The following is a 21,718-nucleotide window of genomic DNA, read 5'->3' as shown; positions in this document are numbered from 1 at the left end:
GTGGGGGCCGTCAGTCGACAGCGGAGGCGGTGGTCAGCCGCCGGCGAAGGTCGTGTCGACACCACACTTGGCGTTCTGGTTGAGGCAGGACTTCACCAGGTCGCCGAGACGCTCCGGCTCCCAGGCGTTCATGAAGTCGCCGTGCATCGATGACGGCTTGCCGGAGGAGAGGCTGAGGCCGTCACCGCCCAGCGACTCGTAGTTGACCATGAAGGAGAGGTCCGGCACGGCCACCGGGTACTTGCCGGTGCAGACGCCGTTCACCGGGTCGCCCATGTGCGACTTGTGATCGGGTGAGTCGATGTTCTTGCCGTCCCAGCAATCCTTGAACACGAGCTGGAAGATGAGGTTGCCGCCGGGGGCGCACCTCGGCCAGTTGCCGTCGGCGCTGCGGCCGATCTCGGCGCTGCCCGCGCACCAGAACTGGTTGCTGCCGGCGTTCTTCGGAGTGTCGACCTGCCGCTTGGCGTCGCCTTCGACCACCACCAGGCCCGGCGGGAAGGGCTTGACGGTCGACGGGTCCTTGACCCGCGAGCCGTAGTAGATGCGCATGCTCTTGATCGGCACGGCCTTGCCGTCCTTGCGCAGCTCCGGGGTCCAGTAGGCGCTCTTGTCTCCCGGGGCGTTGCAGGTGTTCGCCGCGGCGAACAGCTTGTCCGTCGTGCTGAAGGCGTCGATCTTCGGGCCGAAGAAGGTGTGCATGTGCGAGGCGCCCGTGAGGCCCGGCAGGACGATCGGGTCGTCCGGGGCGGAATTCGCGACGCCGCAGTCGGTGTGGAACTCCGGCACCCGGGTGGTGCCCGGCGGCACCGCCTTCGGCTTGATGGCGTCGAAGGCGGCCAGTTCCTTGCTCCACTTGGCCTGGTCGACGGGCACCCAGCCGCCGGCCGGAGCGCTCGGCGGGACGGACGTCGACGTCGACGGGGACGCGGTGGCCGTGGAACTCGGCGTGGCCGAGGGGGCGGCCGACGTGCTCGGCGTGGCCGACGCGCTCGGCGACGTGCCCGTCGCGGGGCCGAACGTGAACCAGTTCACGTTCACGAAATCCGACGTCGAGGTGCTCGTCATGACCGCGAAGACGGTCTGCGCGCCGGCCGGCACAGCGGACGCCTTCGCGGTGACGGTCGTCCACTTCTGCCAGCCGCCGGTCCGGACGATCGGGAAGCTGGCCAGCAGTGGTCCGTTCTGCGCGCCGAGGCGCAACTCGACAGTGCCACCGGCGGCGTTGTGCGAGGCGACCCGGGCCGTCAGGTCGACGCCAGTTACCGACACGCCGTCGAAGCGCAGCCAGTCGCCGCCGGCGAGCCAGCCAACGTTACGGCCGCCGTCGGCGTCGCCGGTGCCCTCGGTCTGCGCCCCCGACTGTGCCGCGAAGGCCTCTGCCTGCACCCGGCCGGGCACGACGACCTCTTCGGCCTGGGCGCCGGCGATGTAGATGCCGCTGCCGGCCAGCGCGGCGACGACAGCGGAGGCGAGCGTGATACGAGTGAGGCGACGGCGCTTTCGTGCCCGATCCGGCGGTGCGACGTGCGCGGGGGGAGTCCGCATTACCAGTGGTTTCCTTCGAGTCGACGATAAAGCTCTGTTGGAAGGAGTATGTGCACGTCAGGGGCCTGCATCAACTCGCAGGGAAAGAATTAAGGAGGCCGGTCGACAGGTGCCCTGGCAGCCAGCGTGACGGCTCCGGATGACAATTTTTCGGTCGTACAGTCTTAAGTTTCCGTTAAGTCCCGTCGCCCCGTTCTGGTTCGATGATTACGAGTTTCGCGTAACGAATTGCTGTCGAATTCTCGACCTCAGTAGCTGACCGGTTCGACGCGGATGGTCGGCGACAGCGCGCGTAGGAAGTCGGCCGCGTCGAACATCTCACCGGCGGAGGCGACGCCGCTGGTCCTCGTCCGACCATCGAGGACGCGCCCGACCGCTTCCACGGCCAGGGGCGCGCTGACGGCGTAGATGTCGCGACCACTGGCCACGACGCGGCGGCGCGCGTCGCCGCGACGCACGATGACGTCGACAGTGAACGTCTGCGCTGACCGGCCCCGCCCGTCGACCGCGACCGGCGCCGCCGCGGCGGTCAGGTCGGTGGCGGCGTCGACGGTCATGTAGGTGCGGACCTCGGGGATGGCCAGGTGACGGGGGATGGTGACGACGTCGGCCATGGTGAACTCCCCGAGAACGGTGCGCCGGCCCAGCGGCGCGGGAAAGTCCCAGTCCAGCCTCGGCAGCTCCCCGCCGGACCGGTACTCCAACCGGCCGCCGGTGTAGCGGACCCGGTGGCCTGCGCGACGCTCGCGGGAGACGACACCCGCGGCGACCGTTCCGGCCGTCGGGTGCCAGCTGTTCAGTCCGTACGCGACGTGCGCCTCGTCGGCCGACGTCCAGTCGCCCATCGCCGTCGTCGCGAGCAGGTCACCGAGCCCGCCGAAGAAGGCCATCGCGGGGACCACCGCGACACCGGCCACCCGGGCGCGCTCGGTGAAATGGGTGAACGTGTCGAGGTTGGCCTCGATCTCGGCCGCCACGTCCACGTAAGGGATCCCGGCGCGCAGCGCGGCCTCGATCACACCGGCCGCGGTCGACGCGAACGGGCCGGCGCAGTTGATGACCGCGTCCACGCCGCTCAGCGCCGCGTCGAGCGAGGCCGGATCGTCGGCCGACGCCACCCGGTAGCCGAGCCCGAACGCCGCCAGCCGGCGCGGGTCACGGCCCACCGGCAGGGCTTCGAACCCGCGCTCGCTCAGCTCCGCCATCACGAACCGTCCAGTGTGCCCGTACGCTCCGAACACCGCCACGCTGTGGCCCATCGCTGCCTCCTCGAAGATCGACTGGACCCAGCCTCCCGCAGCGGCCGGCGACCAACCAGTGTCGGGAACGCCAACTCCCGTACAGTTTCGGACATGGCCCTTGTCGCGATCGCCGCCACCGACGGGATGCTGCACTTCGAGCTGGCCCTGGCCTGCGAGGTCTTCGCCCACGATCCCTCCGGCCTGGCCGACCCCTGGTACGACGTGGCGATCTGCGGTCCCGGCCCGGTCCGGATCGGCCGCTTCCTGCTGGCGCCCGACGACGGGTTGGACCGGCTCGCTCGCGCCGACACCGTGATCGTCCCGTCGGTCGAGGACGTCGACGCTGATGTACCCCCCGACCTGCTCGACGCGGTCCGCGCGGCCCACCGGGCGGGCGCCCGGATGGTCTCGCTGTGCACCGGCGCGTTCGTGCTGGCCGCCGCCGGAGTGCTCGACGGGCTGCGGGCCACCACACACTGGGCGCACACCGAGGCGCTGGCCGCCCGCTTTCCCCGGGTACGGGTCGACCCGGACGTGCTCTACGTCGACAACGGCAGCGTGCTCGCCTCCGCCGGGAAGGCCGCCGCGATCGACCTGTGCCTGCACCTGATCCGCCGCGACCACGGCTCGACCGTCGCCAACGCCGTCGCCCGCCGCCTGGTCGTGCCTCCGCACCGCGCCGGTGGTCAGGCCCAGTACGTCACCACCCCGGTGCCCGCCCGTGACGACCACCCGCTGGCCACCCTGTTTCCCTGGGCGCTGGCCCGCCTGGACCGGCCGCTGACCGTCGAGGACCTGGCCCGGCAGGCGAACATGAGCGCACGCAACCTGGCCCGCCACTTCCGTTCGGTCACCGGCACCACACCACTGCTGTGGCTGTCGACGCAACGGGTCCGCCACGCCCAGGAGCTGCTGGAACGGACCGACGACAGCATCGACGCCGTCGCCGAGGCGGCCGGCATGGGCACCGCCGCGACGCTGCGTCGACACTTCCACCGCACCGTCGGCGTGCCCCCGGACGCGTACCGGCGCACCTTCCGCAGCGCCTGAGCGCACAGCCTCCCCGGCCGTCCACAGGACTGGACGGCCGGGGGAGGCCACCGGCAGGCCGACGGAGGCTGAATCGCTCAGACGGCGGTGCGGCCACCGTCGGCGTCCAGAATCACGCCGGTGACGAACCGTGCCTCGTCGCTGACGAGGAACGCGATGACGGCCGCGATGTCCTCGGGATCGGCGATGAAACCCAGCGGGGCCTGGGCCGCGAGCTGTTCCAGACCCTCGCCCAGGGCTTCGGATCCCGGAGTGCGGGTCGGGCCGGGACGCACGGAGTTCACGCGCACTCCCTGCGGGCCGAACTCGGCTGCCCAGCTCTTGGTCAGCAGGTCCAGGGCGGCTTTGCTCGCGCCGTAGACCGACAGTCCCGGAAGGGCGACTTCGGCGGCGAGGGTGGAGACGTTGACGATCGCTCCACCGCCTCGTGCCGCCATCGCGGGCGCAAGGTTCGCGACCAGATAGAACGGCGCCTTCAGGTTCGTGCCCAGCACCGCGTCGAAGGTCGACTCTTCGGTGCCCGCGGTCGGTCCGCCGGCTCCGATCGCCGCGTTGTTGACGAGGATGTCGAGGGTTCCGCCTGCGGACTCGGCGGCCTGGGTGGCCTTGGCCGCGAGTTCTCCAGCGGATTGCGCGTCGCGGAGATCGGCGGCGACAAAGTCGGCGTTGCCTCCCTCAGCGTGGATCTGCTCCACCACTGTCAGTCCTCGTTCGGCATTGCGCCCGGAGACGATGACACGGACACCAGCGCGAGCGAGCGTGAGTGCGGTGGCGCGGCCGATTCCACTCGTCGAGCCGGTGACGAGAGCGGTAGTGGTTTTCATGGGAACTCCTTGCCGGGCGGTCTCAAATGGGCTTGATGGGGAGACGATGCGGATACGTACAACGTACGTAAGCGTGACTCGCGTACGCTGTACGTGTCAAGTGACGTCGGGCACGTCGTCGGAGGAGCCAGCATGAGAGCCCGTTTCACACTCACCGACATCCAGCAGCACGCGCTGGTGATCGTCGACCGGGATGGCCTGGCCGGACTCACCATGCGATCCCTCGCGGCGTCCCTGAAGACCGGCGCCATGACCCTCTACAACTACGTCGACAGCCGCGAAGCCCTCGAGGAACTCGTGGTCGACGCCGTCTCGTCCCGCGTCCAGATCCCGGAGCCAACCGACGATTGGCTGGCCGACACGCGAGCCGTGGCCACCGCCATGTGGAGGACCTTCCGCGCACACCCGGCGGTCATCCCGCTCATCCTCACCCGTCGCACGTCCTCGCGAGCCAGCCTCGCTCCAGCCGAGGCGCTCGCGGCAGCCCTCGCTCGCGGAGGTCTGGACGGCCTCGACCTGTTCGTCGCGTTCCGCGCCGTCTCGGCGTTTGTCACTGGCATCGCGCAGAACGAGCTAGCCGGCGCGCTCAGCCACGAGCAGGATCCCGCCTCCGCCGCCCGTCGCATCGAAGCGCTGGCGCAAGGTGCTCTACCGACGCTCGCTGAACTAGCCCCGGTCGGGGCTGAGTTCACCGGCCAGGAATTCGAGCGTGGACTCACGCTCGTCCTCAACGGCATCACGCACACTCCCCGCCCGTTCAGCCCTCACGATCAGGCAGGTCGTTGACGCCGATCTCCTGCTGGGCGGACGTCGTGGTGGGACGCCGGGGCGTCGCCGACGCACCTGCGCGCCGAGTGGGAGGCCGACGAGCTGTGGGTGACCTGGCTCGACTGGCTCCGGCAGACGCGTAACCGCTGCGGCTTCACCGTCAGTTGAGCGTCTCCCTAGCGCTGGTCGGGGCGTTGGCGGGCGAACGCGTCGCGCTTGCCCCAACGGCCGGGGATGTCCAGGAGCGCGATCCGTCCGAAGGTGGCGGGTAGCGCCGGGTCCACGGCCAGGTGGTCTTCGTGCGGGTTGATACCGAGCATGGTGCGGATCAGCAGCATGGTGGCGCCGCTGGACCACGCCTGCGGACTGCCGGCGGTCGGGTACCGGATCGGGAACCGGGTGGTGTCGCGGTCGAACCCGCCGAACGCCTCGGGTAACCGACCCTCGAAGTAGGTGGCGGCGGAGAGGATGCCCTCGGCGATGCGGGCCGCCTCGTTGCCGAACCCGTAACGGCGCAGACCCCAGGCGATGAATGAATTGTCGAACGGCCAGACCGTGCCGTTGTGGTAGCCGAGCGGGTTGTAGCGACGCTGCCCCTCGGCGAACGTCCGCACCCCCCAACCGGAGAAGAGCGCCGGCCCCATCAGGTGCTCGACCACCCGTTCAGCCCGCTCCGGAGGCACGATGCCGCTCCACAACAGATGCCCGATGTTGGACGACAGGCTGTCCACGGCAGTGCCATCGTGGTCGAGCGCGAGGGCGTAGAAGCCGCGGTCCTCAAGCCAGAAGTCCCGGTTGAACCGGTCGTACAGGGCCGCCGCCTCGCTCTCCAACCGCTCGGCGTAGGCAGTGTCGCCCCAGAAGGTACGGGCCAGTCGTGCCCCCCGGATCTTCGCGTCGTAGGCGTACCCCTGGGTTTCGCAGGTGGCCCTCGGGAAGCCCGGCAGCCGGCCGTCGGCGTAGGAGATGCTGTCCCAGGAGTCCTTCCAGCACTGGTTGTCCAGGCCGGTGGCGCGGTTGCGTCGCTGGTACCAGACGTAGCCGGTGGAGGTCAGGTCCGCGTACCTGTCGATCCAGGCCAGGGCCGCGCGGACCTCCTGCTCCAACTCCATCACCAGCGCGGTGTCGCCGCTCCACCGCTCGTACTCGTCGAGCAGCACCACGAACAACGGTGATGCGTCCACGGTGCCGTAGTAGGGGGAGTGCGGCTGCTCCTCGAACGCGGCCGACTCCCCGTAGCGCAACTCGTGCAGGATCCGGCCCGGGTCCTCCTCCAGCACGTCGTCGGTCCGGACGCCCTGCAACGACGCGAGGATCCGCAGTGTCGGTGGGGTCAGCGACGGGGTGACGGGCAGGGTCTGCAAGCAGGTCAGAATGCTGTCGCGGCCGAACAGGGTCATGAACCAGGGCAACCCGGCCGCGGGTACGCTCGCGCCGCTGAGCGATAGCGGGGCGAAGCGCAGCGCCGCCAGGTCCACCAGGCTGCGGTGGTAGACCTGCTGGAGGCCGACGCTCTCGGTGTCCAGGGTCGGGGCCGCCGCGACCCAGGCACGCACGCTCGCAGGCAGAGTGGAGTCGTCCGGCCGTTGGGCGCGCAGGGCGGCGCGCAGGTCGACGCCGTCCGGACGCAACGCCAGCATGACGGCCTGCAACCGGGTCGACCACTGCTGCTCGGGGCGCAGCCGGACCGCGAACCGGAGGCCGCCCGAGTCGAACTCCGCGGGCTCGCTCGCCGACACGACGACCTCACGTCGGTAGGTGCCGCGCCGGTAGCCCAGGCGCAACTCGTTCGGGCCGACGTGCGTGTAGTGCTCGCCGGACTTGTCGCCGACGTCGAACTTGATCTCGAAGATGTCGGCGAAGTCGGCGGCCACCTCCAGACGTACGTCGAGCGTCATGTCCCGCTCGCCGTAATTGAAGATCGTCAGCGACTCGGTGAGGTCCGGGCCGATGCGCCTGCGCCGAATGGCCGACACGTCGGCCTCCACGTAGTCCACCGCCGCGCCCGGAACCGCGAAGAACGTGACCTCGAAGTACTGGCTGTCGTCCACCGACAGCGCGGTCATGCACTCGCCGTTGACGGTGAGCCGCCAGCGGGACAGGAAGCGCGTGTCAGCGGCGAAGAGGCCGACCGGGGTGCTCGGGGACGACTGCACGTCGCCGCTGGCGTCGGACACCATGAAGGTGTTCCCGTCGATGCACGCCACCGTGCCCGCGATGTCCCTCATCGGTCACGTCCCACCGTCGGGATCCTCGCGCTGAAGCCGCCCGGGCTCTCGCGGAAACAGCCGCCCGATACGCAACGCCAGAGCGAGATCACCGTCGACCATGATCTCGCCACGGGTGATCGCCGCCAGCCCGTTGACCTCGCCCCGCGCCATCGCCTCCGCGAGCTGCGCGGACACCTGGATCACAGTGGTGGCGGGGCCACCGCTTCGGGTCACCCGCATCCGGCCATGATCGATGTCGAGCAGCCACTGCTCCAGGTTGCCGTCGTCGCGGATGTCGAATCGCACGCTGCCGCAGACCTTGCTGAACCGTGGATCCTGGCCAGCGACCGTCAACCGCTCGAAGAAGGCGCTGGTCTCCGACATCCCCACCTCCTCCGGGCGCTGGTAAGAGCGGATGCCGGCTACCCGCTGCCGCGCACTCCTAACGCCGGGTGGTGCCCCCTTGTTCACTTTCGAGCGAGAAGCGGGTCCAGCTGGTCGCGTCCGTGGTGACGAGGAAGTGGTCCGGCTCGCCCGTCGACCCGTCGTCACGCCCGAAGAGCCAGGCGTAGCCGGGCGCGACACTGACCGCGCCGACGAGCCGGCCGTGCTCCCGGGCGAGGGTGAAGGTCCGCCCGTCGTCCCGGCTGACCAACAGTTGCGCGCGGCGGTCGGCTTCGGTGCCCCCACCGGCGGTGATCGCCAGCAGGGACCGGTCCGACCCCACAGTGAGGTCGTAGTGCAGCTGATCCGGCAGGTCGACGCCGGTGTCCGTCCAGGTCTTCGCGCCGTCGGTGGTCCGCAGCAGCCGCACCTCGCCACCCGCCGCCGACGACTGGGTCAGCGCGTACCCTTCCCGGTCGTCGAGCCCGACCGCCGTGATCACGTCCCCGTCGTCGCCCGCCTTCCAGGCGGTCCAGGTCGCGCCTCGGTCGGCGCTGCGCGCGACGGTCGAACCCTCGCCGCCTCCCGTCCGGTACGTGGCCCAGATGCTGCCGTCCGCTGCCGGGTAGAGGCTGAACAGCGGAAGCAGGCTGGGTGCCGTGGCGGTGAGGCGGTACACCGTTCCGCTCGACGGGTCCACCGCCAGCGGCTCTAGCACCGGCGCACAGCCGAACCCGCACAGGACCGGTCGGGCCGTCGCCGGGAACGTGGGTACGGCGACGATCGCGGAGTCCGCGTCCCGCCAGGTGCGGCCGTAGTCGGTGGAGAGGTGAGCCAGCCCGGAGTCGGTGACCAGGTAGGACCGCTCACTGAGCACGGAGGAGCCCATGCCGCTGCCCGGTGTCCCGGCGGCGGTGTCGGCCGCACATCGAGTGCCCTGGAAGCGCGCCGCGTCCCAGTCCGACCAACTGCGGCCGCCGTCGCCGGTGTACGAGAAGCGCACCACGCAGCCGTCCCGCCGCACGTCGACTCCGGAGTTCGGCCCCGTCAGCGTGAACTGGCTGAACTGCGCACCCGACGGTGCCGGCGGGCCGGCCGGCGCGACCCGGTCCGGCTTTGCCAGCAGCGGTACGACCGCCAGCCCGGCCAGTGCGACCAGTGCGGTCGTCACCGTCGCGACCGACCGGCGCCGACGGGATCGGGCGGTGGTGCGCAGCTCGTCGAGGGGCGGCTGCGACACGGCCTCGGTGACGGTGTCGACGTCGAACCCGGAGAACTCACGACCGGACATCGATCCTCCCGGTTTCCGTGGCGTCGCTTTCGGCGAGCAGCGCCGCCAGAGCGACCCTGCCCCGCGACAACCGGGACTTCACCGTCCCGGACGAGACGCCCAGCGTGGCGGCGACCTCGTCCACCGGCAGGTCGACGAGGTAGTGCAGGGCCAGCGCTTGTCGCTGCCCCTCGGGCAGCAGGCGCAGCGCGGCGAGCAGGGCGAGGTGCTCCGGGGAGTGGTCGGCGACGGCCGGCGGCGGCCCGATGCGGCGCAGCAGCCCGTCGAGCACTCGACGGCGGCGGAACCGGCTGCGGGCCCAGTTCACCGCGACCCGACGCAACCAGGCCTCCGGGTTCTCCAGCCCGGCGAACCGCCCTGGCGCCATCAGTGCTCGGGTGAACGCCTCCTGGACCGCCTCCTGCGCCTCGGTCAGGTCGCCGGTCACCGCGTACAGCTGGACGACCAGGCGTCGGAAACAGCTGGCGTAGAGCTCGGAGATCGGATCGCCGTCGGACACCGTCACCCCCCTTCTCCACCACTCCCACCAACGGGCCCGGGAGAAGGTTCCGGTGACCGGCCAGAATCCGGTCAGTCGAGGTTGAAGTCCACCACGACCGGCGCCCGGCGGACCCGCACGGCAGTCGCGGCGTCGAAGCCGGCGGCGTCGTGGTGCCAGACCGACGGGGCGTACGCGCAGTCGCAGCGCAGCTTCACCCGCTGCCCGGGGAGCAGGCGCAGGGCGTAACCGTCACCCACGTCCGCCACGCCGGCCAGGTCCCCGGTGGCCGCGTCGAACGCGATCACCTGGCCGTAGGTGAGCAGCTCGTCGACCCGTACCGCCCCGGTGAGCGGTGTCCCGGCGGGCAGCGCCTGATTCAGCGTCGCCGTCTGCTGGGCGCGGACCCGCACCGGCCGCGCCTGCTGTCGAGCGCCCACCCCACCGGACCACACAGTGGCCAGCCCGGCGGCGACGAACTGCACCGGCCAGTGGTACGGGCCGAGGCCGGTGATCGTGTAACGGCCGTCCTCGTCGGTGGTCGGGCCGTGGTCGTCGTACTTCGGGTGTGGCACGTAGGGCACCACCATGACCAGCGCACGGGGGATCGGCGCGCCCGTCGCCGCGTTGGTCACCACTCCGACGACGGTGCCCGGCGGGTCGAGCCGGATGGTCGGCGCGCTGGTCACCACGCCCGGCCGCACCTGAACCACCTGTGCCCGCTCGCGTTCACCGGTGCCGCCGTGCCGGCCGACCCACTGCATGCCGTACGCCGCCCTGTCGTAGGGGCTCACCAGCAGCCGGTACCTCCCCGGGGCGACGTCCCCGGTCACCAGGACGCCCTGCTCGTCGGCGCAACCCCCGTACCGTCCGAGTTGGTCCTCACCGATGCCGACCGCCGACAACGCAGCGGCGTCCACCGGGACGAGCGCGGCGCAGGCCCGGGGGACCGGCGCGCCGGTGGCCGCGTCGCGCACCACGGTGCGGACGCCGCCGGGCGCGGTCGACCCGGGGGTACGCGCGGCGGCCGGCGCGGCGGCCTCCACGACGAGCAGTGCGACGGCGACGGTGGCGGTGAGATAGCGCAGGAGAGCCCGGCTCATGGGGGTGTCCTTCCGGCGGCGCGGCGGGTTGGGCCGACGGTAACGGTGTTCATGTGATCCAAATCGGTCAATGTCGCGATGCCGACCGTCACGGCACCGCGTTCCCGCCCACACCGGCCGCAACGGATGTTCTGCCCCGAACCCGGCGCATCTGGCACCGGTACGACATAGCGTCACGGGGGCGGGGACCACGGCCGCCCCCGTCGACGAACCGGGCGGCGACGCCCACCGGAAGGGACCGGACATGAGTCGTGTCGACACTGTGCTCCTGCCGGAGCTGGACGGGCCGGTGCCGGCGACGCTGCCGAGCGCGCTCGGCCTGCTGAGCCTGGCCCTGGGAGTGGGCGCGCTGGTCGCGCCCGGACCCATCGCCCGGATGGCGGGGGTGGACGACTCCCCGGCCGCGCGCTCCGTGCTTCCGGCCATCGGCCTGCGCGAGCTGGGCAGCGCCGCCGGCCTGCTCAGCGGCCGTCGCCCGGCCGGCTGGGTTTGGAGCCGGGTGGCCGGCGACGCCATGGACCTCACACTGCTCGGGCGGGCCCTCGCTGACCGCGGCGGTGAACGGCGCAGCCGGGTCGCGCTGACCACCCTCGCCATCGCCGGCATCACCGCCGTCGACGTGCTCGCCGCCGTACGCGTCGGGCGCGCTCGACGGGCCCGCGCCCGGGTGATCAGGATGCAGATCGCGGTGACGGTGAACCGCTCGCCCGCCGAGGCGTACCGGTTCTGGCGGGACATGGAGAACCTGCCCCGGTTCATGGCGCACCTGGAGTCCGTCCGCGCCGACGACCTGCGCCGCTCGCACTGGATCGCCCGTGGTCCGGCCGGACGCCGCGTCGAGTGGGACGCCGAAATCATCGACGACCAGCCGAACAAGTCGATCACCTGGCGATCGCTGCCGGGGACCCGGGTGCCCAACGCCGGCCGGGTCCGGTTCGTGCCCGCGCCCGGCGACCGGGGGACCGAGGTGCGGGTGGAGCTGCGCTACGCGCCGCCGGCCGGCGCGTTCGGCCGAGCGGTGGCGAAGCTCTTCGGTGAGGAACCCGAGCAGCAGGTCCGTGACGACCTGCGCCGGTTCAAGCAGGTGTTGGAGACCGGCGAGGTCGTTCGCTCCGAGGGCAGCCCCAACGGCATCTCCGTACGCCAACAGGCCATGCAGCGACCCGCCCAGCCGCTGCCGGCGTCCCGTCGCTGACCGTCCGAGCTCTCCGAAAGGGACCGAGAATGAAGGCCACCGCCTGGATGGGCGCCGACAGCGTCAAGGTCATCGACGTACCCGACCCGAAGATCATGAACGCCCGGGACGCGATCGTCCGGATCAGCACCACAGCGATCTGCGGCTCCGACCTGCACCTCTACCACGGCTACATCCCCGCGATGCGCAAGGGCGACATCCTCGGCCACGAGTTCATGGGCGAGGTGGTGGAGGTGGGCCCGCAGGTTCGCAACCTCGCTCCCGGCGACCGGGTGGTGGTGCCCTTCCCGATCGCCTGCGGGCACTGCTCGTCCTGCCAGCGCGGCCTCTACTCGGTCTGCGAGAACTCCAACCCGAACGCCGGCATCGCCGAGAAGATCATGGGGCACTCGCCGGCCGGCATCTTCGGCTACTCGCACCTGCTCGGCGGCTACGCCGGTGGCCAGGCCGAGTACGCCCGGGTGCCGTTCGCCGACGTCGGCCCGGTCAAGGTGCCCGACGAGATCAGCGACGACCAGGCGGTCATGCTGGCCGACGTCTTCCCGACCGGCTACATGGGCGCCGAGATGTGCGACATCAAACCCGGGCAGGTGATCGCCGTCTGGGGCGCCGGGCCGGTCGGGCTGCTCGCCGCGGCCAGCGCCCGGCTGCTCGGCGCGGAGCGGGTGATCGTCATCGACCGGTTCCCGTACCGGCTGCGGCTGGCCGAGGAGCACATCGACGCCGAGACGATCAACTACGAGGAAGCCGACGTGCTGGACACCCTCAACGAGATGACCGCCGGTCGGGGCCCCGACGCCTGCATCGACGCGGTGGGCCTGGAGGGCCACCACGGCAACACCGCAATGTACGCGTACGACAGGGCCAAGCAGGCCGCGCGCGTCGAGACGGAACGGCCGTTCGCGCTGCGGCAGGCGATCCTCGCCTGCCGCTCCGGCGGGGTGGTCTCGGTCGTCGGCGCGTACGGCGGCTTCGTCGACAAGTTCCCGATGGGCGCGTTCATGAACCGCTCGCTGATCATGCGGACCGGTCAGTGCCACGTCCAGCGCTACACCCGGCCGCTACTGGAGCGCATCCAGCGCGGCGAGATCGACCCGAGCTTCATCGTCAGCCACCGGATGCCGCTACGCGACGCGCCCAAGGGCTACAAGATCTTCCAGAAGAAGCAGGACGACTGCACGAAGGTGCTGCTCAAGGTGTGACTGGCGGCCAGGTCTGCCGGCGGGGGAGTGCGTCGCGCGCTGCCTGTGGAGTTGATGTCGCAAACGATTCAGCTCCACAGGAGCCGACCACCACCCCGGGTCGCACTGCGCGAGGGCGGCCTACCAGCCCGACCACCGTTGCGATCAATGCACTAGTCGGGACCAACCAGGAGGACGAAGGCGCGTGCCAGGCCGAAACGGTCGGTACGCGGCCAGTCCAGGGCGGCGAGCGCCGCGGCGGACGGTTCGTGCCGCTGGCCGTTGATCCGGACCTCACACTCGGTGGAGTCACCGCCCTGGCCGAGGAGCATGCGAACGCCATTGAGGTACGGGCGGTCGAGCCCGGCCGCGATCACCGGCGCCAGGGTGGACCACGGCATCGCCTCGGCGAACCACTCCTGCTTAGCCTGCGATCCGTCAACGGACCACCCGGTCGCGCTGCCGACTATCGCGTGCCAGCCGGCGAAGCCGCCCTGGTCACCGGACCTGAAGTGGTTCGCCAGTCGCCCTTGTTGCTCGATCATCTCCAGGACCGTCACCAGGCAGGTCTCAATCCACGCCTGGATCGCCTGACGGGCCGCCTCGACCGGATCAGCCGCGAGGCCAAGCGTGCAGTCGACGACCGTTGGCACGTCCGGCCGGTCGACGTTCAGCAGGATCTCCAGGTCCAGGTGGCGGTAATCGTCGCTGTCCGACGGAAGAACCCGGACACCCAACGATCCCGACCGCAGCATCGGCCCTTCGGTCAGCAACCACTCGCCACCGACCTCGGCAAGCATCGGCGCGGCAAGCTCCAGCACACGCTCGGCAGGGAGGGGCTGTGGGGTCGGCCGCTGGTCGATCATGGATGCACAGTACCGGGCCGGCCGCGGCCGGTTGCCGAGCCCGACCCGGCGCGACGGCTACCCGCACAGCCGGTTGCGCGACGACCCGCCCCCCGGGGACCCCACGCCGCTGGTCTGAGGCCTAGCGCGGGCGGACCCCCGGCTCCACCGTCAGGGTGCCTGCCGTGGCGTCGATAGTGGCGCGCGAGCCCAGCGGAACGGTGAGCTGCCCGTTGCCGTGCCCCAGCCGTAGCCCGCCCAGGACCGGCACGCCAAGGTCGTACAGGCGGTCCTTGAGCACCGCAGCCGCGTCCCACTCGCCCGGTTCACCGACACTGTTGGTGATCTGGCCGATGACCACACCGGCGACCCTGTGCAGCACGCCCACCCGGCGCAGCTCGGTCAGCATGCTGTCGATGCTGTACGGAGCCTCGTCCACGTCCTCGAAGAAGAGGATCGCGCCGTCGAACTTCGGGGAGTCCTCCGCGCCGAGCGAGGTGGAGATCAGCGTCAGGCAGCCGCCGAGCAGCGGCCCCGATGCCCGCCCCGGCACCACCACGGAAGCGGCTGTCTCGGCCGGGTCCCGAGAGATCGTGACGGGTGCGGTGGTCATCACCGCCCTGCGAAGCGCCTCGGCCGACTCCGGGCCGGTGCGGTCGTCACTCCAGTTGACCATGGGGCCATAGAAGGTCACCAGGCCGGTGTCGCGCCAGAGCTTGCCGTGGATGCTGGTGATGTCGCTGAAGCCGACGACCACCCTGGGGTCCCGGCGCAGAACGGAGACGTCGATCCGGTCGACGATCCGCTGGGTGCCGTAACCGCCACGGGCGGCGAAGACGGCACGGATGCCCGGGTCGGTGAGCGCGGCGTTCAGGTCGGCCAGCCGCTGCGCGTCGGTGCCGGCCAGATAGCCGTACTTGGTGAAGACGTGCTTGCCCAGCTCGACCTCCAGGCCCCAGCTGCGCAGGATCTCGATGCCGCGGGCCATGTTCGTGGGGTCGGGCGTACTGCCGGGCGAGACGACCCGGACCCGGTCGCCGGCTGCCAGCGCCGGTGCCCGCAGGACGCGCTTCGCGCCAGCCGGCGCAGCCTGCGCGGACGTGGCCCCCGCCGAGCCGACGAGCACCGCGCCACCGGCCGCCGCCGCTCCCATCCGCAGCATGTGTCGACGGGACAGGGGCAACCGCGCGGGCCCCTCGATCGCGGCTGGGTCTGTTCCAGAAGTGGCCACCGGCGTCCCCTCATCGTGATCAGACGATGCGTGCGAGCTGCCACAGCCTACGACGATCGCCGATCCCGATGGGGGTCCACAAGGGACACCGCCAGCCGACCGAGTACGCGTGCCCCTGCGGCAGCGGGCCGGGCTTCCGACCTGGCCCGATCTGACTCAGCTCGCGACCCGAGTGACGTGACTGGCATGTTTGTGCGGCCCCGCCCACCGATGGCGAAAAGTCCGAATCCGCCCGTGACCCCGTTTGTCGCCAGGGAGCCTGGGAACTCGCCCCGTTCGTCCGCAGGCAGGCCTGACGGCTGGCCGACGAGACCGAAGGAGCGGGGCATGGAGTACGAGCAGATGATCGCCACGGTACGACAGCGCGCGGGCCTCGGTGAGAACGAGGCCGTACGGTCCATACAGGCCGTCCTGTCGGTGCTCGGTGAGCGGCTCGCCGGACAGGAGGCGGACCACCTGGCGGCACAGCTACCGGAGCGCCTGAACGGGTCCGTCACCCGCAACGCGCAGGGCCGCCGGTGGGACGTCGGCGAGTTCCTGAAGCACGTCGGGGACCGCGAACAGGTCGCGAACGCGGACCAGGTGCGTCAACACGCCCAGGCGGTGTTGCGTACCGTCGCCGAGGCGCTGAACGACGACGAGCGACACGACCTGCTCGCCCAGCTTCCCGGCGGCATCATCGACCTCTTCGGTGTGCCCACCCCGCGAGGCTGAGCCCCACGCCGACCGGGCCGACCATCCGGTGTGCTCAGGGGATCGGCCACTCGTGCACCGGCCGGTTGCTGTGCATCAGGTCGACGTAGTGTCGGACCACCTCGCGCAGCGCCTCCGGCCGGTCCAGGTGGTCGGCCGACTCCAACCGGTGCAGCGTCTCCACCTGCCAGGTCGCGCCGTTGCGGCCAGTCAGGCAGCGCTGCTCGATGATGCCGAGTAACCGGTCACGCTCGGTCGGGTCGAGCCCCCACCGGTCCAGGCCGTGATGCGCCATCGGCAGCAACCGGCGCAACACCAACTCGGTGACGGGCAGGTAGCCGAGACCGGGCCAGAAGACCTGCGCGTCGATGCCGTGCCGGGCGCAGCTGGTGAAGTTCTCCTCGGCGGCGCTGAACGACATCTGCGACCACAGTGGCCGGTCCGACTCGGCGAGGGCACGCACCAACCCGAAGTAGAAGGCGCCGTTGGCGATGGTGTCCAACACGGTCGGGCCGGCGGGCAGCACCCGATTCTCCACCCGCAGGTGCGGCCGGCCCCGTGACACGTCGTACACCGGGCGGTTCCACCGGTAGACGGTGCCGTTGTGCAGGCGCAACTCGGCCAGATTGGGCACCTCACCGGCCGCCAGGGCCTGCGCCGGGTCCTCCGGATCGCAGACCGGCAGCAGCGCCGGGAAGTAGCGCACGTTCTCCTCGAACAGGTCGAACACGCTGGTGATCCAACGTTCGCCGAACCAGACCCGGGGGCGTACCCCCTGGGCTTTGATCTCCTCCGACCGGGTGTCGGTGGCCTGCTGGAACAGCGGAATGCGGGTCTCGCGCCACAACTCCCGCCCGAAGAACAGCGGCGAGTTCGCGCCGACCGCGACCTGGATGCCGGCCACCGCCTGGGCGGCGTTCCAGTAGTCGGCGAACTGGGCCGGACTGACCTGGAGATGGAACTGGGTGCTGGTGCAGGCCGCCTCCGGGGTGATCGTGTCGGCGGTGACCGCCAGACGTTCCACCCCGCTGATGGCGATCGGCAGGTCCTCGCCGCGGGCCGCGAAGATCTGCTCGTTGAGCAGCTTGTAGCGGGGGTTGGCCGACAGCGTCTCGGCGGTCAGGTGCTCGGGGCGCAACGTCGGCAGGATGCCGATCATGACCATGTGCGCGCCGATCGCACGGGCCTTCACCTCGGCGGCGTTGAGGCTGGCGCGCACGTACTCCTCGAAGTCGGCGGTGCCGGTGCCGGTCAGCCGGCGCGGCGGCACGTTGATCTCGACGTTGAACTGGCCCAGCTCGGTCTGGAAGCTCGGGTCGGCGATGGCCGCCAGCACGTCGGCGTTGCGCATCGCCGGATTCGACGCCTCGTCGACCAGGTTCAGCTCGATCTCCACGCCGGTCATCGGCCGGTCGAGGTCGAAACGGGACTCGCGCAGCATCTCGGCGAAGACATCCAGGCAGCGGCGGACCTTGTCGCGGTAGCGGGCTCGATCCTCTCGACTGAAGGTTCGTACGCCGACGTCCTCGCCCATGGTCACCACCCCGTCACCGCTGGTCCCCCTAACCTCGCACGTGATCGGCGGGCGGGGGAAGACCCGAGGACCCTTTCCTACCCAACTGGCAGCCCCGTTAGCCCAGCCAGAGCGGACCGATAGCATTGCGGGCCGAGAGGTGGTGGCGTGCGGATGCGCGAGAAGGTGACCCGGCTGTTCGTCGCGGCGGCGATCGCCGAGGCCTGCTCCTGGCTGGCCCTGCTGGTCGGCATGCTGGTCAAGTACGGCCCGCCGGACAACGAGCTGGGCGTCAAGATCTTCGGGCCGATCCACGGCGGCCTGTTCGTCGCGTACGTCCTGCTGGTGCTTGCCGTGGCCCGGCTGCACCGGTGGAGCCTGCTGGCCACCGCGGTGGCCCTGGCCAGCGCGGTGCCGCCGTTCGCCACACTGGCCTTCGAGCGCTGGGCCCGCCGCCGGGGCATGCTCGGCGTCGACCGGCAGCCGGCCCGCGAGCCCGCCCCGGTCGGCTGAACTCGCCGACCCGTCGGCGCACCCCGTTGAGCTGAACCGCCGGGGCCGATCAGGTCAGCGCGGAGCAGGCCACGATGCCGGCCACCAGCAGCGTGCCCAGGAACGCCTGCAACAGCAGTGGCGGCCCGAGATGCGACCAGAGCGTCGCCGTGCGTGGCGTCAGCAGCTGCCCGGTGGTGAGGTTGACGATCCGCTCGATCCGGGGCGGTAGCTCCGGGTCGCGTTGCGCGCGCAGGGTGAGCTGCACCTGGTCCGCCGGGTGCAGGGCGCTCTGCGGCAGGTGACCGTGCAGCTCCACCTCGCAGAGCTGACCGGCGGTGTTGCGGAGCCGCACCGGGGTGACCAGATACTCCGGACCCTGCTTCAGCTCCTTCCAGCGACGGCGGGTGCCGCCGCCGCCGAACGAGAAGAGCGAGCGCAGCAGCAGGGCGGGTAGCCGGGCGAAGGCCGCCGCCGCGAGCACCGCCACCAGCACCGGCTGACCGATTCGTACCTCACGGGTGTAGCCGTCGAGCAGGCGGATCAGCCGCCCGGTGACGATTCGTTCCGTCGGGTGCACGATCCGTCGGGTATCAAGTCCGCTGTCCATCTCCACCACCGAGAGTCCGCTTGCGTTCACAGATCGTATCGACGTCCTCGGTTGAACGACGTGAATGAAACCTGGTCACGGGCTCACGGCCGCGAGGTGACATCCCCGGCGACCCGGGTAAGCGGGGGGCCGAGCTGGAAAGGGGTCGAGCATGCAGCTGTCCTTCCTGCGCCCGCTCTACGACCGTCCCGGGCCGTGGTGCTCGGTGTATCTGGACGCCTCCGCGGACACGGAGGACGCCCATCCCGCGTTGGATCTACGCTGGCGTGCCCTGGAACGCAGCCTGGCCGAACAGGGGGCGGACGAGGCGAGCATCGCCGCGCTGGACCGGGTGGTCCGAGGTCATGATCCGATGGTCGGGGACTACGGCCTGGCGCTCTTCGCAAGCCATGGACAGGTGGTGCTCTCCGAGTACCTGTCCGCGCCGCCACTGCGGGACCTGGCCCACGTCGGCCCGTTGCCGCACGTGATGCCGCTGCTCGCCCAGCGCGGCGAGCAGGTCGCCTGGGTGCGTGTGGTCGCCGACCGGCTCGGCGCCGACGCGATGGCGGTCAGCGCCGGCGGGGTGCCCCGACGAGCGCACGTCGCCGGCCGGGACGAGTACCCGCTGCGACGGGCGAAGCCCGGCGGCTGGTCCCAGTCGCGCTACCAGCGGGCGGCCATGGAGGCGTGGCACCAGAACGCCGGCGACGTCACCGCGGCGACAGTGCAGCTGGCCGACCGGGTTGGCGCGGACGTGGTGGTGGTCGCCGGTGACGTCCGGGCCACCGGAATGATCGCCGCCCAGATGCCGGAGCGCTGGCAGGACCTGGTGGTCCGTACCGATGCCGGGTCACGGGCCGGCGGCGCCGACCAGACGATGCTGGACGACCTCACGGTGCAGACCATCGCGGAGATCGCCGACCAGCGGATCAGCGACGCGCTGGACAAGTTCGGCGTGCAGGAGGACGTGGGCGGCGGGCTTGACGCCGTCGTCTCGGCCCTGCAACGCAACCAGGTCGACATGATGCTCATCGTGGACGACCCGTCGGCCAACGGTGAGCTGTGGATCGGCGCGCAACCCACCGAGATCGCCGTCGACCCGGGGCAGCTGGCCGCCATGTCGGTGGCCGACCCGCAGAAGGTACGCGCCGACGCGGCGCTCGTCCGGGCGCTCGTCGGCACGGACGCGGCACTGACAGTGCTCGGCGCCGACGAGGCGCCCGACCTCACCGACGGCGTCGGCGCGGTACTGCGCTACGTCGACCCCAGCACACCGGGGCGGGGCAATGGTTGACCGAACGGTTGCGGATGTCGTGGTGGAGCGGTTGCTGGCCTGGCGGGTGCCCCGCGCCTTCGGGTACCCGGGCGAGGCGATCGCTCCATTGGTCGACGCGCTGGACCGCACCGGCGGCGAGCCGGCGTTCATCCCGGCCCGACACGAGGAGACCGCCTCGTTCATGGCCACCGGGCACGCCAAGTTCACCGGCGGCATCGGGGTCTGCCTCGCCACCCAGGGGCCCAGCGCCGTCCAGCTGCTCAACGGCCTCTACGACGCCAAGCTGGACAGCAAGCCGGTGGTGGCCATCGTCGGGGAGGACATCTCCGGACCGCTCGGCGGCGCGCACCAGGAAATCGGGCTGAGCCGGCTCTTCGGGGACGTGTGCAACCAGTTCGTCCGGTACGGCCGCAGCCCCGATGAGGTGGGGGCGCTGCTGGACCAGGCGTTCCGGACGGCGGCGGCGACCCGCAGCCCGACGTGCGTGGTGCTGCCCCGGCAGTTGCAGGAGGCGCCGGTGCCCGACCTGCAGTCGTACGGTGCCGGGGTGATCACGGCGACCCCGGGCGAACCGCTGGCCCGGGTCCTGCCGCACGAGGTGGACCTGGACGCCGCCGCGCAGCTGCTCGGTGGCGGCCAGCGGACGGCGATCCTGGTGGGCCAGGGTGGTCGGGACGCGGCCGCCGAGATCATCGAGATCGCCGACCGGCTGGGCGCCGGGGTGGCCACCTCGCTGCTCGGCAAGCCGGTGCTCGACGAGCGGTTGCCGTTCCACACCGGGGTGCTCGGCGAGGTCGGCACCCCGGCGGCGGCCGAGCTGATGGGTGGTTGCGACACACTGCTGATGGTCGGCACCAACGACCCGTGGACCGACTACTTCCCGATGCCCGAGCAGGCGCGCACGGTGCAGATCGACATCGACGGTCGCCGGATCGGCACCCGCTACCCGGCCGACGTGCCGCTGGTCGGTGATGCCGCCGAGACGCTGCGGGCGCTGCTGAGCCGACTGCGCGGGCGGCCCGAACAGCAGTGGCGCGCCACTGTGGAGAGTTCGGTGGACCGCTGGCGGGAGGTGGCCGCCGAGCGGGCCGCGGCCGCCGCGGACCCGGTCAACCCGCAGCTCGTCCTGCAGGAGTTGTCCGCCCGGATGCCGGGCACCGGCGCGGTCGCCGTCGACGTCGGCTCGGTCCTCTACTGGTACGCCCGGCACCTCACCCTGCCGCCGGGGGTCAACGCGCAGCTGTGCGGAACCCTCGGCTCGATGGGCTGCGCGCTGCCGTACGCGGTGGCGGCCAAACTGGCCGCGCCCGACCAGCCGGTGGTCGCGCTGGTCGGTGACGGGGCGATGCAGCTCAACGGCCTCGCCGAACTGATCACCGTCTCGCACCTCTGGCAGCGGTGGCACGACCCACGGCTGGTGGTGCTGGTGCTCAACAACCGGGACCAGAACGGCATGGGCGGCGGGCGACAACCGTCGTCCGACCCGACCCACCGCCGCCCCGACGTGCCGTACGCCGGGTGGGCCCGGCTGCTGGGGCTGCACGGGGTGCGGGTGGACCGTCCGGAGCTCGTCGGCGCGGCCTGGGACGAGGCCCTCGCCGCGGACCGTCCCTGCGTACTGGAGGCGGTCGTCGACCCTGCGGTGTCGCTGGCGCCGCCGGAGCCCGCCTTCGCCGACCTGCGGGGCCTGTACGCCGAGGGCGCTCCGGCCCGGAAGGTCCGCGAGCAGGTGGAGGTCACCGCGAACGCCGACGACCTCGTTTAACCACCCTGGACCAGGGCATCAGTAGCGGCCCGACGACG

The 21,718-nt window shown here is 71.2% G+C and carries 20 protein-coding genes; 8 read left to right on the top strand and 12 right to left on the bottom strand.

Annotated features, from left to right (window positions below; genetic code table 11):
* Nucleotides 1–33: 33 nt before the first annotated feature.
* Complete coding sequence (locus NIE111_RS20560) at nt 34–1,548, bottom strand: DUF1996 domain-containing protein (protein WP_238685914.1); 1,515 nt, start codon at nt 1,546–1,548, stop codon at nt 34–36.
* A 248-nt stretch (nt 1,549–1,796) separates the two neighbouring features.
* Nucleotides 1,797–2,807 (bottom strand): saccharopine dehydrogenase NADP-binding domain-containing protein, encoded by a 1,011-nt coding sequence (locus tag NIE111_RS20555; RefSeq protein ID WP_238685913.1) that lies wholly within the window; start codon nt 2,805–2,807, stop codon nt 1,797–1,799.
* Between the two features lie 93 nt (nt 2,808–2,900).
* Here NIE111_RS20555 and NIE111_RS20550 point away from each other — a divergent pair, with 93 nt between their 5' ends.
* Nucleotides 2,901–3,839 carry a helix-turn-helix domain-containing protein gene (locus tag NIE111_RS20550; protein WP_238685912.1) on the top strand — a complete coding sequence of 313 codons (939 nt, stop codon included), beginning with the start codon at nt 2,901–2,903 and terminating at the stop codon, nt 3,837–3,839.
* A 77-nt stretch (nt 3,840–3,916) separates the two neighbouring features.
* On the opposite strand, the gene NIE111_RS20545 is transcribed toward NIE111_RS20550, so the two are convergent.
* Nucleotides 3,917–4,663 carry an SDR family NAD(P)-dependent oxidoreductase gene (locus NIE111_RS20545; RefSeq protein WP_238685911.1) on the bottom strand — a complete coding sequence of 249 codons (747 nt, stop codon included), beginning with the start codon at nt 4,661–4,663 and terminating at the stop codon, nt 3,917–3,919.
* A gap of 132 nt (nt 4,664–4,795) precedes the next feature.
* On the opposite strand from NIE111_RS20545, the gene NIE111_RS20540 reads away from it, so the two are divergent.
* Complete coding sequence (locus NIE111_RS20540; protein ID WP_238685910.1) at nt 4,796–5,449, top strand: TetR/AcrR family transcriptional regulator; 654 nt, start codon at nt 4,796–4,798, stop codon at nt 5,447–5,449.
* A gap of 158 nt (nt 5,450–5,607) precedes the next feature.
* Here NIE111_RS20540 and NIE111_RS20535 read toward each other — a convergent pair whose 3' ends face one another.
* The 5 genes from NIE111_RS20535 to NIE111_RS20515 form a co-directional block, all read right to left on the bottom strand.
* On the bottom strand, nt 5,608–7,659 hold the full coding sequence (locus tag NIE111_RS20535) for an amylo-alpha-1,6-glucosidase (protein ID WP_238685909.1): 2,052 nt from the start codon (nt 7,657–7,659) through the stop codon (nt 5,608–5,610).
* A 3-nt stretch (nt 7,660–7,662) separates the two neighbouring features.
* Nucleotides 7,663–8,025 (bottom strand): SCP2 sterol-binding domain-containing protein, encoded by a 363-nt coding sequence (locus NIE111_RS20530; protein ID WP_238685908.1) that lies wholly within the window; start codon nt 8,023–8,025, stop codon nt 7,663–7,665.
* Nucleotides 8,026–8,083: 58 nt separating this feature from the next.
* Nucleotides 8,084–9,316 carry a sialidase family protein gene (locus NIE111_RS20525; protein ID WP_238685907.1) on the bottom strand — a complete coding sequence of 411 codons (1,233 nt, stop codon included), beginning with the start codon at nt 9,314–9,316 and terminating at the stop codon, nt 8,084–8,086.
* A complete protein-coding gene (locus NIE111_RS20520) occupies nt 9,303–9,821 on the bottom strand; it encodes an RNA polymerase sigma factor (RefSeq protein ID WP_372488379.1) in 519 nt (172 codons plus the stop codon). Before NIE111_RS20520 ends, NIE111_RS20525 begins: the two co-directional genes overlap by 14 nt.
* 65 nt (nt 9,822–9,886) lie before the next feature.
* Nucleotides 9,887–10,897 carry a carboxypeptidase-like regulatory domain-containing protein gene (locus tag NIE111_RS20515; protein WP_238685906.1) on the bottom strand — a complete coding sequence of 337 codons (1,011 nt, stop codon included), beginning with the start codon at nt 10,895–10,897 and terminating at the stop codon, nt 9,887–9,889.
* 244 nt (nt 10,898–11,141) lie between these two features.
* Here NIE111_RS20515 and NIE111_RS20510 point away from each other — a divergent pair, with 244 nt between their 5' ends.
* Nucleotides 11,142–12,092, top strand: a complete 951-nt coding sequence (locus NIE111_RS20510; RefSeq protein WP_238685905.1) for an SRPBCC family protein — start codon at nt 11,142–11,144, stop codon at nt 12,090–12,092.
* 29 nt (nt 12,093–12,121) lie between these two features.
* Entirely contained in the window at nt 12,122–13,294 is a 1,173-nt protein-coding gene (locus NIE111_RS20505; RefSeq protein WP_238685904.1) for a zinc-dependent alcohol dehydrogenase, read from the top strand.
* A 152-nt stretch (nt 13,295–13,446) separates the two neighbouring features.
* On the opposite strand, the gene NIE111_RS20500 is transcribed toward NIE111_RS20505, so the two are convergent.
* Complete coding sequence (locus NIE111_RS20500) at nt 13,447–14,139, bottom strand: DUF6348 family protein (RefSeq protein WP_238685903.1); 693 nt, start codon at nt 14,137–14,139, stop codon at nt 13,447–13,449.
* A 121-nt stretch (nt 14,140–14,260) separates the two neighbouring features.
* Nucleotides 14,261–15,280, bottom strand: a complete 1,020-nt coding sequence (locus tag NIE111_RS20495; protein ID WP_238685902.1) for a S66 peptidase family protein — start codon at nt 15,278–15,280, stop codon at nt 14,261–14,263.
* A gap of 396 nt (nt 15,281–15,676) precedes the next feature.
* On the opposite strand from NIE111_RS20495, the gene NIE111_RS20490 reads away from it, so the two are divergent.
* The gene (locus NIE111_RS20490; RefSeq protein WP_167457772.1) at nt 15,677–16,063 is read left to right on the top strand and encodes a DUF2267 domain-containing protein; all 387 of its coding nucleotides are present in this window, start codon (nt 15,677–15,679) and stop codon (nt 16,061–16,063) included.
* A gap of 34 nt (nt 16,064–16,097) precedes the next feature.
* Here the strand turns inward: NIE111_RS20490 and NIE111_RS20485 are convergent, their stop codons facing one another.
* Complete coding sequence (locus NIE111_RS20485; protein WP_238685901.1) at nt 16,098–17,576, bottom strand: glutamate-cysteine ligase family protein; 1,479 nt, start codon at nt 17,574–17,576, stop codon at nt 16,098–16,100.
* 153 nt (nt 17,577–17,729) lie between these two features.
* Here NIE111_RS20485 and NIE111_RS20480 point away from each other — a divergent pair, with 153 nt between their 5' ends.
* Nucleotides 17,730–18,068, top strand: a complete 339-nt coding sequence (locus NIE111_RS20480; RefSeq protein WP_112602008.1) for a DUF3817 domain-containing protein — start codon at nt 17,730–17,732, stop codon at nt 18,066–18,068.
* Between the two features lie 49 nt (nt 18,069–18,117).
* On the opposite strand, the gene NIE111_RS20475 is transcribed toward NIE111_RS20480, so the two are convergent.
* Nucleotides 18,118–18,666, bottom strand: a complete 549-nt coding sequence (locus NIE111_RS20475; RefSeq protein ID WP_238685985.1) for a hypothetical protein — start codon at nt 18,664–18,666, stop codon at nt 18,118–18,120.
* 142 nt (nt 18,667–18,808) lie between these two features.
* Here NIE111_RS20475 and NIE111_RS20470 point away from each other — a divergent pair, with 142 nt between their 5' ends.
* On the top strand, nt 18,809–19,933 hold the full coding sequence (locus NIE111_RS20470) for a baeRF2 domain-containing protein (protein WP_238685900.1): 1,125 nt from the start codon (nt 18,809–18,811) through the stop codon (nt 19,931–19,933).
* Nucleotides 19,926–21,680 carry a thiamine pyrophosphate-binding protein gene (locus tag NIE111_RS20465; protein ID WP_238685899.1) on the top strand — a complete coding sequence of 585 codons (1,755 nt, stop codon included), beginning with the start codon at nt 19,926–19,928 and terminating at the stop codon, nt 21,678–21,680. The genes NIE111_RS20470 and NIE111_RS20465 overlap by 8 nt, the downstream gene beginning before the upstream one ends.
* Nucleotides 21,681–21,718 lie beyond the last annotated feature (38 nt).

The sequence above is a fragment of the Micromonospora hortensis genome (genome assembly GCF_022230935.1).
Classification (GTDB): Bacteria; Actinomycetota; Actinomycetes; order Mycobacteriales; family Micromonosporaceae; genus Micromonospora; species Micromonospora hortensis.
This window is presented reverse-complemented; position numbering and strand designations above follow the sequence as displayed.